This is a genomic window from Pseudomonas fluorescens (assembly GCF_000968015.1).
In the GTDB taxonomy this organism is placed as follows: domain Bacteria; phylum Pseudomonadota; class Gammaproteobacteria; order Pseudomonadales; family Pseudomonadaceae; genus Aquipseudomonas; species Aquipseudomonas fluorescens_W.
Genome location: NZ_LACH01000037.1, coordinates 50,951 through 64,062, shown reverse-complemented (window position 1 = coordinate 64,062; position 13,112 = coordinate 50,951). Strand labels below are relative to the sequence as shown.

At 57.3% G+C, this 13,112-nt stretch carries 14 protein-coding genes and 1 tRNA gene; 14 read left to right on the top strand and 1 reads right to left on the bottom strand.

All coding sequences use genetic code 11. The features are described 5' to 3' along the window. Nucleotides 1-19 precede the first annotated feature (19 nt). Nucleotides 20-322 (bottom strand): hypothetical protein, encoded by a 303-nt coding sequence (locus VD17_RS17520; RefSeq protein ID WP_046047705.1) that lies wholly within the window; start codon nucleotides 320-322, stop codon nucleotides 20-22. Between the two features lie 374 nt (nucleotides 323-696). Between VD17_RS17520 and thrS the strand changes: the two genes are divergently transcribed. From thrS to VD17_RS32630, 14 genes are all read left to right on the top strand, one after another. Further along, nucleotides 697-2,619, top strand: coding sequence for a threonine--tRNA ligase (gene thrS / locus VD17_RS17515; RefSeq protein ID WP_008145656.1), 1,923 nt, complete (start codon nucleotides 697-699; stop codon nucleotides 2,617-2,619). Further along, nucleotides 2,619-3,170, top strand: coding sequence for a translation initiation factor IF-3 (gene infC / locus VD17_RS17510; protein WP_169857083.1), 552 nt, complete (start codon nucleotides 2,619-2,621; stop codon nucleotides 3,168-3,170). The genes thrS and infC overlap by 1 nt, the downstream gene beginning before the upstream one ends. 60 nt (nucleotides 3,171-3,230) lie before the next feature. Beyond that, nucleotides 3,231-3,425: a 50S ribosomal protein L35 gene (gene rpmI / locus VD17_RS17505; RefSeq protein ID WP_008145659.1), complete on the top strand. Its 195-nt coding sequence runs from the start codon at nucleotides 3,231-3,233 to the stop codon at nucleotides 3,423-3,425. A 27-nt stretch (nucleotides 3,426-3,452) separates the two neighbouring features. Then, complete coding sequence (rplT, locus tag VD17_RS17500; protein ID WP_007905879.1) at nucleotides 3,453-3,809, top strand: 50S ribosomal protein L20; 357 nt, start codon at nucleotides 3,453-3,455, stop codon at nucleotides 3,807-3,809. A 109-nt stretch (nucleotides 3,810-3,918) separates the two neighbouring features. Beyond that, complete coding sequence (gene pheS / locus VD17_RS17495) at nucleotides 3,919-4,935, top strand: phenylalanine--tRNA ligase subunit alpha (protein ID WP_046054878.1); 1,017 nt, start codon at nucleotides 3,919-3,921, stop codon at nucleotides 4,933-4,935. 26 nt (nucleotides 4,936-4,961) lie between these two features. Then, nucleotides 4,962-7,343, top strand: coding sequence for a phenylalanine--tRNA ligase subunit beta (gene pheT, locus VD17_RS17490; RefSeq protein WP_046054877.1), 2,382 nt, complete (start codon nucleotides 4,962-4,964; stop codon nucleotides 7,341-7,343). 3 nt (nucleotides 7,344-7,346) lie between these two features. Then, a complete protein-coding gene (ihfA, locus tag VD17_RS17485; RefSeq protein WP_002553164.1) occupies nucleotides 7,347-7,649 on the top strand; it encodes an integration host factor subunit alpha in 303 nt (100 codons plus the stop codon). Next, nucleotides 7,630-7,986, top strand: coding sequence for a MerR family transcriptional regulator (locus VD17_RS17480; RefSeq protein ID WP_003179985.1), 357 nt, complete (start codon nucleotides 7,630-7,632; stop codon nucleotides 7,984-7,986). Before ihfA ends, VD17_RS17480 begins: the two co-directional genes overlap by 20 nt. Before the next feature lie 89 nt (nucleotides 7,987-8,075). After that, a tRNA-Pro gene (locus VD17_RS17475) sits at nucleotides 8,076-8,152 on the top strand. Nucleotides 8,153-8,327: 175 nt separating this feature from the next. Continuing rightward, entirely contained in the window at nucleotides 8,328-8,543 is a 216-nt protein-coding gene (locus VD17_RS17470) for a hypothetical protein (protein ID WP_033061728.1), read from the top strand. Nucleotides 8,544-8,797: 254 nt separating this feature from the next. After that, nucleotides 8,798-9,139, top strand: coding sequence for a hypothetical protein (locus VD17_RS31665; protein ID WP_080932020.1), 342 nt, complete (start codon nucleotides 8,798-8,800; stop codon nucleotides 9,137-9,139). 99 nt (nucleotides 9,140-9,238) lie between these two features. Further along, nucleotides 9,239-10,495: a TolC family protein gene (locus VD17_RS17460; RefSeq protein ID WP_046054875.1), complete on the top strand. Its 1,257-nt coding sequence runs from the start codon at nucleotides 9,239-9,241 to the stop codon at nucleotides 10,493-10,495. Continuing rightward, nucleotides 10,492-11,976 (top strand): efflux RND transporter periplasmic adaptor subunit, encoded by a 1,485-nt coding sequence (locus VD17_RS17455; protein ID WP_046054874.1) that lies wholly within the window; start codon nucleotides 10,492-10,494, stop codon nucleotides 11,974-11,976. Before VD17_RS17460 ends, VD17_RS17455 begins: the two co-directional genes overlap by 4 nt. Continuing rightward, a partial coding sequence (locus tag VD17_RS32630) for an efflux RND transporter permease subunit (RefSeq protein ID WP_259674567.1) occupies nucleotides 11,973-13,112 on the top strand: 1,140 nt, incomplete at its 3' end. The genes VD17_RS17455 and VD17_RS32630, both read left to right, overlap by 4 nt.

Genomic DNA, 13,112 nt, shown 5'->3' with positions numbered 1-13,112 from the left:
CGGGATTCCGTGAAGAACCTTATTTTTTGGCCTTGTTATCGGCTTTGCACGCGCTGATTTGCGTCAGTGCTTTTTGTTTCAGGGCATCACTGGCGGTGTTGTCCATCAGGGACTGGATGTCTTTGGCAGGGTACGATTTGATTGCATCGGCGCCGCAAGCGCAGTGAGCCTTTGCTGCTGCAGCACCGATCTGCGGAGTGGCCGCTTCTGTGCACTGAGCCATGTATTTCTCGCGTTCGCCCTTCGGCCAATCGGCATGGGCGGCCAGTGGCAGCAGCAGAACGATGGGGGCGACTACTGCGAATAAACGTTTCAGATGCATGCTGGGATGCTCCTTGTGGGTCAATGTCTTGTTATCTGAGGGGTAAAGCAGGGTGCTAGTTCAGCACTCTGGCATAAAATTGCTCGATTTGCCCCAAGACAAAGCCTCGGTGCATCGACGACCGTTCATCTGTGCTAGCATGCCTGGCTCGGGCGTTTACAGGCTCCGGATGACCTTCAGTCCCGGTAGCGGCAAATGTGCGAATAACCCTGATTTGAATCCCAGTCACTCTGGTTCGGTTTTCCGGTTGGCCGCAAGGCTCCTGCCGCTGTAAGGCAGGCGTTCGTCATTGAATGGCCTGGATCGGATCTTGTACTGGCTCATCCCAACCCACGTGACCTTTGGTAGGGGTCACCACTAGGAGAGGAGGCGCCATGCCAACTATTACTCTTCCCGACGGCAGTCAACGTTCATTCGATCACCCGGTATCCGTAGCCGAGGTCGCCGCATCCATTGGTGCAGGTCTGGCCAAAGCCACCGTGGCCGGCAAGGTCGATGGCAAGCTGGTCGACGCCAGCGACATCATCGGCAGCGACGCTACGCTGCAAATCATTACGCCAAAGGATGAAGAGGGGCTGGAGATCATTCGCCACTCTTGCGCCCACCTGGTTGGCCATGCGGTCAAGCAGCTGTACCCGACGGCCAAAATGGTCATCGGTCCGGTCATCGACGAAGGCTTCTATTACGATATCGCCTTTGAACGTCCCTTCACTCCGGACGACCTGGCCGCCATCGAACAGCGCATGCAACAGCTGATCGAAAAAGATTACGACGTGATCAAGAAAGTCACTCCGCGCGCCGAAGTGATCGAAGTGTTCAAGGCCCGCGGCGAAGACTACAAGCTGCGCCTGGTCGAAGACATGCCGAACGAACAGGCCATGGGTCTGTACTATCACGAAGAATACGTCGACATGTGCCGCGGTCCGCACGTGCCGAACACACGCTTCCTGAAATCCTTCAAGCTGACCAAGTTGTCCGGCGCCTACTGGCGTGGCGATGCCAAGAACGAGCAATTGCAGCGCGTTTACGGCACGGCGTGGGCAGACAAGAAGCAGCTGGCGGCTTACATCCAGCGCATCGAAGAAGCTGAGAAGCGCGATCACCGCAAGATCGGCAAGCGTCTGGGCCTTTTCCACACCCAGGAAGAGTCGCCGGGCATGGTGTTCTGGCACCCGAACGGCTGGACTCTTTACCAGGTACTCGAGCAATACATGCGCAAGGTTCAGCGCGACAACGGTTACCTGGAGATCAAAACTCCGCAGGTCGTTGACCGCAGCCTGTGGGAGAAGTCCGGGCACTGGGCCAACTACGCTGACAACATGTTCACCACGCAGTCGGAAAACCGCGACTACGCCATCAAGCCGATGAACTGCCCTTGCCACGTGCAAGTGTTCAACCAAGGCCTGAAAAGCTACCGCGAGTTGCCGATGCGCCTGGCCGAGTTCGGTGCCTGCCATCGTAATGAGCCATCGGGTGCGCTGCACGGCATCATGCGTGTACGTGCGTTCACTCAGGACGACGCCCACATCTTCTGCACTGAAGAGCAGATGCAGGCCGAATCCGCTGCGTTCATCAAGCTGACCATGGACGTCTATGCCGACTTCGGCTTCAAAGACGTCGAGATGAAGCTGTCCACTCGTCCGGAAAAACGCGTCGGTTCCGACGAGCTGTGGGATCGCGCCGAAGCGGCCCTGGCTGCAGCCCTTGATAGCGCTGGCCTGCCGTACGATCTGCAGCCGGGTGAGGGTGCGTTCTACGGTCCGAAGATCGAGTTCTCGCTGAAAGATTGCCTTGGCCGCGTCTGGCAGTGTGGTACCCTTCAGCTCGATTTTAACCTGCCTGTCCGTCTGGGAGCCGAATACGTCTCTGAAGACAACAGTCGCAAGCACCCGGTGATGTTGCACCGGGCGATCCTTGGCTCCTTCGAACGTTTCGTCGGAATCCTGATCGAGCACTACGAGGGTGCATTCCCCGCGTGGCTGGCTCCGACCCAGGCAGTGATCATGAATATCACTGATAAACAGGCTGATTTCGCCGCTGAGGTTGAAAAAACTCTCAACGAAAGCGGATTTCGTGCCAAGTCTGACTTGAGAAATGAAAAGATCGGCTTTAAAATCCGCGAGCATACTTTGCTCAAGGTTCCTTATCTCTTGGTTATCGGAGATCGGGAAGTCGAGATGCAGACTGTCGCTGTGCGTACTCGTGAAGGTGCTGACCTGGGCTCGATGCCCGTCGCCCAGTTCGCCGAGTTCCTCGCTCAAGCGGTTTCCCGGCGTGGTCGCCCAGATTCGGAGTAATTACTATTAAGCGTGAAATGAGACAAGATAAACGAGCTGCACCGAAGGCCCCGATCAACGAGAATATCTCGGCACGCGAGGTTCGGTTAATTGGGGCTGAAGGTGAACAGCTTGGGATTGTGTCAATTGAAGACGCGCTTCTTAAGGCTGAAGAGGCCAAACTGGATCTGGTGGAAATTTCCGCCGATGCAGTACCCCCTGTTTGCAAACTGATGGACTACGGCAAATCGATCTTCGAAAAGAAGAAGCAGATTGCCGCGGCCAAGAAAAACCAGAAGCAGATTCAGGTTAAAGAAATCAAGTTTCGTCCAGGGACGGAGGAAGGGGATTACCAGGTAAAACTGCGCAACCTGGTACGTTTCCTGAGTGATGGGGACAGGGCCAAGGTATCCTTGCGATTCCGCGGCCGTGAGATGGCCCACCAGGAGCTGGGGATGGAACTCCTCAAGCGAGTTGAAGGTGACTTGCTCGAGTACGGTTCGGTCGAACAGCATCCTAAGATGGAAGGACGCCAACTGATCATGGTCATCGCCCCGAAAAAGAAGAAGTAATCAATAGGGCACGGCAGGCCTTCTGATTATGTTTATCAACTGAATGCGGAGTATCCGAACATGCCAAAAATGAAAACTAAAAGTGGTGCTGCTAAGCGGTTTCTGAAAACTGCTAACGGTATCAAGCACAAGCACGCTTTCAAGAGCCACATCCTGACTAAAATGTCGACCAAGCGTAAGCGTCAACTGCGCGGTAGCAGCTTGCTGGCACCGTGTGACGTGGCAAAAGTCGAGCGCATGCTGCGCCTTCGTTAATTTAGTCAAGAATAGAGGAAGTAACTCATGGCTCGTGTAAAGCGTGGCGTCATTGCCCGTAAACGTCACAAAAAAATTCTGAAACTTGCTAAAGGCTACTACGGCGCTCGCTCGCGCGTATTCCGTGTTGCCAAGCAAGCGGTAATCAAGGCAGGCCAATACGCCTACCGTGACCGTCGTCAGAAAAAACGTCAGTTCCGCGCTCTGTGGATCGCTCGTATCAACGCTGGTGCACGTATCAACGGTCTGTCCTACAGCCGTTTCATCGCCGGCCTGAAAAAAGCGTCCATCGAGATCGACCGTAAGGTTCTGGCTGATCTGGCAGTGAACGAAAAAGCGGCGTTTGCTGCGATTGTCGAGAAAGCTAAAGCCACCTTGGCTTAAGTACCCCCGACAGTCACCCGGCCTCACCTCTGTGGGGCCAGGTGTTAAACGTCATAAATAGGGGAAGAGCCTTCAAGCTCTTCCCCTATTTTGTATCTGGAGTCTGTACATGGAAAACCTGGATGCGCTCGTCTCTCAAGCTCTAGAGGCTGTGCAAAGCGCTGAAGATATCAATGCCCTGGAGCAAATCCGGGTTCACTACCTTGGCAAAAAGGGCGAATTGACTCAGGTGATGAAGACCCTGGGGGATTTGCCGGCAGAAGAGCGTCCGCAAGTCGGCGCCCTGATCAACGTTGCCAAGGAGCGTGTCACAGAGGTTCTCAATGCGCGCAAGGCACTGTTTGAAGAGGCCGACCTGGCCGCCAAACTGTCCGCCGAGTCCATTGACGTGACCCTGCCTGGCCGTGGGCAGACCTCGGGTGGTCTGCATCCGGTTACTCGCACTCTGGAACGTATCGAGCAGTTCTTCACTCACATCGGCTACGGCATTGCCGAAGGCCCTGAGGTCGAAGACGACTATCACAACTTTGAAGCGCTCAACATCCCAGGCCATCACCCGGCCCGGTCGATGCATGACACCTTCTATTTCAATGCCAACATGTTGCTGCGCACCCATACCTCGCCGGTACAGGTCCGCACCATGGAATCGAAACAGCCGCCGATCCGCATCGTCTGCCCAGGCCGTGTGTACCGTAGCGACTCCGATATCACCCACTCCCCGATGTTCCACCAGGTCGAAGGCCTGCTGGTCGACCGCGATATCAACTTCGCCGACCTGAAAGGGACCATCGAAGAGTTCCTGCGCGTGTTCTTCGAAAAAGAACTGGCCGTGCGTTTCCGCCCTTCGTACTTCCCGTTCACCGAGCCATCCGCTGAAGTCGACATGGAATGCGTGATGTGCAGCGGTAAAGGCTGCCGTGTCTGCAAACAGACTGGCTGGCTGGAAGTGATGGGCTGCGGCATGGTTCACCCGAACGTGTTGCGCATGTCCGGGATCGACCCGGAAGAGTTCTCGGGCTTTGCCTTCGGCATGGGTGTCGAGCGTTTGGCCATGCTGCGTTACGGCGTGAACGACTTGCGTCTGTTCTTCGACAACGACTTGCGGTTCCTCGCGCAATTTCGCTAGTCGTAACGAATTCTTAGGAGAGCAGGATGAAATTCAGTGAACAATGGCTGCGTGGCTGGGTAAGCCCGCAGGTAAGTCGTGACGAGCTGGTTGCTCGTCTGTCGATGGCCGGTCTTGAGGTCGATAGCGTTACGCCGGCCGCTGGCGAATTCACCGGTGTGGTGGTGGGCGAGGTGCTGAGCACCGAACAGCACCCGGACGCTGACAAGTTGCGTGTATGCCAGGTCAGCAATGGCTCGGAGACCTTCCAGGTCGTTTGCGGTGCGCCTAACGTGCGTCCAGGCCTGAAGATCCCGTTCGCAATGCTCGGTGCCGAACTGCCAGGCGATTTCAAGATCAAGAAAGCCAAACTGCGTGGCGTTGAGTCCAACGGCATGCTGTGCTCCCAGGCCGAGCTGCAAGTCGGCGAAGGCAACGATGGCCTGATGGAATTGCCGGCCGATGCGCCGGTCGGTCAGGACATTCGTGAATACCTGAGCCTGGACGACGCCAGCATCGAGGTCGACCTGACCCCGAACCGCGGCGACTGCCTGTCCCTGGCCGGTCTGGCCCGTGAAGTCGGCGCGTTGTACGCTGCTGAAGTCACCCGTCCGGTGGTTGCTGTCGTGCCAGCCGTGCACGACGAAGTGCGTTCGATCGAAGTGCTGGCGCCAGCCGCTTGCCCGCGTTACCTGGGTCGTGTGATCCGTAACGTTGACCTGTCCAAGCCAACGCCGCTGTGGATGGTCGAGCGTCTGCGTCGTGGTGACGTGCGCAGCATCGATGCTGCCGTCGACATCACCAACTACGTGATGCTGGAACTGGGTCAACCACTGCATGCTTTCGATCTCGCCGAAATCAATGGCGGCATCCGTGTGCGCATGGCTGAAGAAGGCGAGAAGCTGGTACTGCTTGACGGTCAGGAAGTCAGCCTGCGTAGCGATACACTGGTGATTGCCGACCACACCCGCGCCTTGGCAATCGCCGGCGTTATGGGTGGCGAGCACAGCGGCGTCAACACCGCGACCACTCGCGATGTGTTCCTCGAAAGCGCGTTCTTCGATCAGATTGCTGTCGCTGGCAAGGCCCGTTCCTACGGGTTGCACACCGACGCCTCTCACCGCTACGAGCGTGGCGTGGACTGGCAACTGGCCCGTGAAGCCATGGAGCGCGCCACCGGCCTGCTGCTGGAAATCACTGGCGGAGAAGCTGGCCCGATCATCGAAACCGTCAGCGAGCAGCACCTGCCGTCGATTGCGCCAGTTACTCTGCGTGCGCAACGCATCACTCAGATGCTGGGTATGGAAATGGATTCGGCCGAAGTCGAGCGACTGCTCAGCGGCTTGGGTCTGAAAATTTCTGCCGATGGGGCAGGGCAGTGGCGCGTAGAAGTGCCAAGCCATCGCTTCGACATCAGCCTGGAAGTCGATCTGATCGAAGAGCTGGCTCGTCTGTATGGTTACAACCGTCTGCCGGTTCGCTACCCGCAAGCTCGTCTGGCGCCGCAGGCCAAGGCTGAGGCGCGGAGCGATCTGCCTGAGTTGCGCCGTTTGCTGGTAGCCCGTGGCTATCAGGAAGCGATCACCTACAGCTTCATCGATCCGAAACAGTTTGAGCTGTTTAATCCAGGTGTCGAGCCGCTGCTACTGGCCAACCCGATTTCGAATGACATGGCTGCCATGCGTTCGTCCTTGTGGCCGGGCCTGGTCAAGGCACTTCAGCACAACCTCAACCGTCAGCAGGATCGCGTCCGTCTGTTCGAAAGCGGCCTGCGTTTCGTCGGTCAGCTGGAAGGCCTGAAGCAAGAGCCGATGCTGGCGGGTGTTGTTTGCGGTAGCCGTCTGCCAGAAGGTTGGGCACAAGGACGCGATGTCGTGGACTTCTTCGACGTCAAAGCCGACGTGGAAGCGGTGCTGGGCTTCGCGGGTGCACTGGATTCATTCACTTTTGTGCCGGGCAAACACCCTGCGTTGCACCCGGGGCAAACCGCGCGCATCGAACGTGAAGGTCGCTTGGTCGGTTTCGTCGGTGCTATCCACCCTGAATTGTCGAAAACCCTCGGTCTCGACCGTCCGGTCTTCGTTTTCGAGCTGGTTCTGGCCGAAGTGGCATTGGGCAAAATGCCTAAATTCCAGGAGTTATCGCGCTTTCCTGAAGTGCGTCGTGACCTGGCACTGATTGCGGCCACGGACGTTGCGGCCAGCGCTGTAATGGACGTAATCCGTGAAAATGCAGGCGAATGGCTGACAGACCTCAGGCTATTTGACGTGTATCAGGGTAAAGGCATTGATCCTGATAGAAAAAGCCTTGCAGTCGGCTTGACCTGGCAGCATCCATCGCGCACTCTTAATGACGATGAGGTGAATACCACGACGCAAAACATCCTCACCTCGCTCGAACAAAGGTTGAACGCCACGTTAAGGAAGTGACGTATGGGGGCTCTGACGAAAGCTGAGATGGCGGAACGTCTGTATGAAGAGCTGGGCCTGAATAAACGGGAAGCCAAGGAATTGGTCGAACTGTTTTTTGAGGAAATCAGGCACGCTCTTGAAGACAACGAACAAGTCAAATTGTCCGGTTTCGGCAATTTCGACCTTCGGGACAAACGCCAGCGGCCTGGCCGCAATCCGAAAACGGGTGAAGAAATCCCGATCACGGCTCGCCGTGTGGTCACCTTTCGTCCAGGGCAGAAGTTGAAGGCCCGAGTTGAGGCTTATGCTGGAACCAAGTCATAACGACGAACTACCCGTCATCCCAGGCAAACGCTACTTCACCATTGGTGAAGTCAGCGAGCTGTGTGCGGTAAAACCACACGTGCTGCGTTACTGGGAGCAGGAGTTTCCTCAACTCAACCCCGTCAAACGCCGCGGAAACCGCCGGTATTATCAGCGACAAGACGTGCTGATGATCCGGCAGATTCGCGCGCTTCTTTACGATCAGGGGTTCACCATCGGCGGCGCACGCCTGCGTTTGTCCGGCGATGAAGCTAAAGATGACACCACTCAATACAAGCAAATGATTCGGCAGATGATCGCTGAATTGGAAGATGTACTGGTTGTGCTCAAGAAATAATTTCCTGCTTTTAAATACTTCCAGTTTTCAAAAGCTTGCGATATATTCTTGAGCGTTCTTCGAGAAGAGGAACGGGTTTCACGCCTAGTCGGGGCGTAGCGCAGTCCGGTAGCGCACTAGCATGGGGTGCTAGGGGTCGAGTGTTCGAATCACTCCGTCCCGACCATATTTTGTAAGGGGATCAAGCACTTAGCGGCTTGATCCCCTTTCTCGTTTCAGGCCTGCGCAAAGCCCGCGCCTAGTCCTGGACTCGGACGACAACAGCTTCACCGAGCCTCAGAGCAGCTGTATTCGCGCGAATAATTGAAAGACAGAGCAATGCCCTGCAGAAGGGTTACTGAATGCCGAAGAAAAAGACGGAAAGTAAAGTAGCAGCGACGGCTACTGCTCATGAAATTGAGCACGCCATCCAGGCCCTGAACAGAATGGCTGAACGCCTTTGGGGAGATGGTCGAGAGATCGAGGCGAAGGCCCTCCTTGACGCCTTGGATTCTCTAAACAGGGCACTGGACCGGATCAGGATTGGCGAAAGCCGCAGGGTTGTGACGCTTCATTGAAGACCGCCATGGACTCATTGAAAGACCTAAAGCGGCCAGAACGATGACTGGATTCGCCTGAGGCGGCGCACTCACTTCAATACCAGATTGCTATGGGCAGGGATGCGCTCGGTGCTTGCTCGAGTTCCGGTTTTTATCCGTAACGCTGGCTTAATCAAGCGATGGTGAGATCACGCCTCTTCAGCGTCTTTCAGTAGATCGCCAAGACATTTTTCGAATGGTAACCGCTGTTTTCGACGACTACACTCCAGCCCATGAAACGCTATCTGCGGTTTTGCATCATTTTCATGATCAGCTTGGCGCTTCCCCTCAGCGGGATGGCGGGCGTTCAGGCACCGACAGAACCTTGCCCAATGAAGACGATGGGCATGGCGATGATGGACGACATGGGGATGGACTGCTGCAACGATATGAAAAGCCCTTCCGAGCACGGCAAACCTTGTAAGCCGGGCCAGGAATGTAAGACAGGCGGCATGTTGCAAGTCTCGATCTTCAAGCCTCCTGTAACCGTATTCAGCCCCGTCGTGATTTCCTTCTTCAGCGATTCCCTACCCTTACAGACCCCGTCCGGGGTATGGCGACCGCCTCGCGTTTGATTCCTGTCCCACATTGAGCCTCTTTCCGCATTAGCGGCATGGACTAGCTGCGCGCGTGCCTTTTGCCGCGTGCAGCGGATGATCACAGGAATCGTAAACATGAACTCCAAGTGCTATTGCACAGGCTGGTCCCTTGTGGCCGGTCTGGCGGCAAGCGTACTGGCATTGCCGAGCTTCGCTGCCGCATTGACACTCGATGAAGCATTGCGGCTTGCCGAAAACAATGCACCGTCGCTGACCGCACAAGACGCCAAAATTCAGGCTGCCAGCAGCGCGGCTATTCCAGCCGGTGAGCTACCGGACCCCCAACTGCTGCTGGGTGTGCAGAACTACCCCATTGGCGGTCCGGATCGCTGGAGCATCGACCAGGATTTCATGACCATGCAAATGGTTGGGGTCAGGCAAGAAATGCCCAACAGCGACAAGCGCAAAGCGCGCGTCGAGGTCGCCGATGCGGCCGTTGATCGCGCCGCTGCGGAGCGTCGAGTCGAACGTCTGAAGGTACGCCAGTCCACGGCGTTGGCTTGGATCAGTAGCTACTCGGTTGAGCGCAAAGATGCGCTGTTCCAGGACTTCTATAAAGAAAACCGCCTGTTGACCGATACCGTCCGGGCCCAGATTGCCGGAGGCCGCGCTCAACCCGCCGATGCGGTGACGCCCAAGCAAGAGGCGGCTCAACTGGCGGAGCAACAGGACAATCTGAGTCTCCAGAGAGCGCAAGCCCGAGCAGCCCTCAAACGCTGGATTGGCTCCGCCGCCAACGACAAGCCTGTGGGCAGCTTGCCTGAATGGCCCGTCGATACCTCCGGCTACGCCCATAAACTGCAGCATCATCCCGAGCTGGCAGCGTTTGCGCCGATGACCCGCGAGGCGCAAGCCAAGGTTCGTGAAGCCGTGTCGGAGAAGCAGTCGGACTGGAGCTGGGAACTGGATTACCAGCACCGTGGCCGTGAATTTGGCGACATGGTCAGCGTGCAACTTTCCTGGGACCTGCCGCTGTTTCCTGAGTCTCGCCAAAACCCCAAAATCGCAGCCAAACAGGCTGAACTCAGCCAGCTTGAGGCCGAGCGCGAAGCCCTGTCACGCGAGCACACTCAGCAACTGGAAAATGAGCTGGCTGACTATGAGCGCCTGAATCGTGCTGTGCGCCGCAACCAGGAAAGCCTGTTGCCGCTGGCCAAGGAAAAGGTCGAACTCAGCATGGCCAGTTATCGGGCCGGCAAAGGCGATTTGAACGCCGTTGTTGCCGCCCGACGTGAACTCATCGAAGCCCGCCTCAAACAGATCGACGTGGAAGAGCAGCGAGCGCTGACCAGTGCGCGTCTGTATTTTGCTTATGGGGAGTCCAGCCAATGATCCTTGGAAAATCGAACGGGGCGTTGCTGGTAGGCATCTCGCTGGCATTGGGTGTTGCCGGTGGCTACTGGTTCGCTCACCAGCGCATGAGCGGAGTACCAGGTACCGTCCCGGAACAGAACCTCAATTCACCGGATGAACGCAAGGCTCTGTATTGGTACGACCCCATGTACCCGCAGCAAAAGTTCGATAAGCCGGGTAAGTCCCCCTTCATGGACATGCAACTGGTCCCCCAATACGCCAGCGGCGCAGGGGACCGTGCGAGCGTTAGCATCGATCCGAGTCTGACCCAGAATCTCGGTCTACGTTTTGCCACAGTTACCCGTGGGATCTTTGACTCCAGCCTCGATGTGACAGGCGCCTTGACGTTCGACGAACGTGATGTCGCTGTGATTCAGGCACGCACCACTGGCTTTGTGGAGCGGGTCTATGCCCATGCTCCCGGCGATGTACTCAAAGCCAACGCGGCGTTGGCGGATATCCTGGTGCCTGAGTGGACCGCTGCCCAGACAGAGTTTCTTGCGCTGAGGCGCAATGGAGATGCTGACTTGTTGGCTGCCGCCCGACAACGACTACGACTAACAGGGATGCCGGCAACACTGATTACTCAGGTAGAGCGGGGCGGTAAGGTTCAGCCCTACCTGACGCTGACCAGCCCCATTGCCGGTGTGCTGCAAGAATTGAACGTGCGTGCGGGAATGACCGTGGCGACTGGCGATACTCTGGCGCGCGTCAATGGCTTGAGCAGTGTCTGGCTAGCCGTGGCCGTTCCGGAATCGGATGCCGGATCAATTACCGTGGGGCAGGCGGTCGAAGCGCGCCTGCCAGCCTTCCCAGGGACAATGCTCAGTGGCAAGGTCAGCGCGATTTTGCCCGAGACTAATCCGGACAGCCGCACCCTTCGTGTGCGGGTGGAACTGCCCAATCCAGACGGACGCCTCAGGCCGGGTTTGACGGCGCAGGTACGCCTGAACCGCTCGACCGGGCAAAGTGTGTTGTGGGTGCCGAGCGAGGCCGTCATTCGCACTGGCCGACGTGCCTTGGTGATGCTCGCCGAAGACGCGGGCCGCTACCGTCCCGTGGAGGTGCAACTCGGGCAGGAAAGCGATGGCAAGACGGCGATATTGAAAGGTCTGGAAGAAGGCCAGAAGGTGGTGACCTCTGGCCAGTTCCTGCTCGATTCGGAGGCCAGTCTAAAGGGCATTGTTGCAAGCTCGGAGGAGGCGTCACCACCCCGCGCAGCCGCCTCCAGCTTTCATGAAGCGGATGGGCAGATCGTTGAGATCAACGATAAGGAAGTCACGCTTGCCCATGGTCCTTTCAAGACGCTGGGCATGCCTGGTATGACGATGACGTTTCCACTCGCCAATCCGACTCTGATGCAGGGACTGAAAGCGGGCGATAAGGTTCGGATTGCGGTGAGCCAGACCGATGACGGTTTGCGTGTTGAGCGTCTGGATAAATCGGGGAGCCAGCCATGATCGCGGCCCTGATTCGTTGGTCAGTGGCCAACCGGTTCCTGGTGCTACTGGCGACGCTGTTTGTCACGGCCTGGGGCATTTGGTCGGTGCAGAGCACACCCATCGATGCGCTGCCGGATCTCTCCGATGTTCAGGTGATCATCCGCACCCCTTATCCGGGACAAGCGCCGCAGATTGTCGAGAACCAGGTGACCTATCCGTTGGCCACCACCATGCTCTCAGTGCCGGGCGCCAAGACGGTGCGTGGTTACTCCTTCTTCGGTGACAGCTTCGTTTACGTGCTGTTCGAAGACGGCACTGACTTGTACTGGGCCCGCTCGCGGGTGTTGGAGTATCTGAGTCAAATACAAAGTCGGTTGCCGGCCAGCGCCAAACCGTCGTTGGGGCCGGACGCGACGGGCGTGGGCTGGATTTATCAGTACGCACTGGTGGATCGCAGTGGCGGACACGACTTGGCGCAGCTACGCGCACTTCAGGACTGGTTCCTCAAGTTCGAACTCAAGACTCTGCCCAATGTTGCAGAAGTAGCCACCGTGGGCGGCATGGTCAAGCAGTACCAGGTGCAGCTTGATCCGCTCAAACTGGCGAGTCTTGGCATCACTCAGGCGCAGGTGACTGAGGCTATTGGCAAGGCCAACCAGGAAACGGGTGGCGCGGTGCTGGAGATGGCAGAGACCGAGTTTATCGTGCGTGCTTCCGGCTACCTGAAGACGCTCAATGACTTTCGGGCGATCCCGCTCAAGTTGGGTTCGGGTGGTGTGCCGGTGACCCTTGGCGATGTCGCCACCATTCAGTTGGGACCGGAAATGCGGCGCGGCATTACTGAACTCGACGGCGAAGGCGAGACCGTCGGCGGCGTGGTGATTTTGCGCAGTGGCAAGAACGCTCGCGAGACCATTGCGGCGGTCAAGACTAAACTCGACGAACTGAAAAGCAGTCTGCCGGCCGGGGTGGAAATCGTCACCACCTACGACCGTAGCAAGCTGATCGACCGCGCGGTGGAAAACCTCAGCCACAAGCTCATCGAAGAGTTCATCGTTGTCGCGTTGGTGTGTGGGATCTTCCTTTGGCACCTGCGCTCATCGCTGGTGGCGATCATCTCCCTGCCGGTTGGGGTGTTGATTGCCTTCATCGTC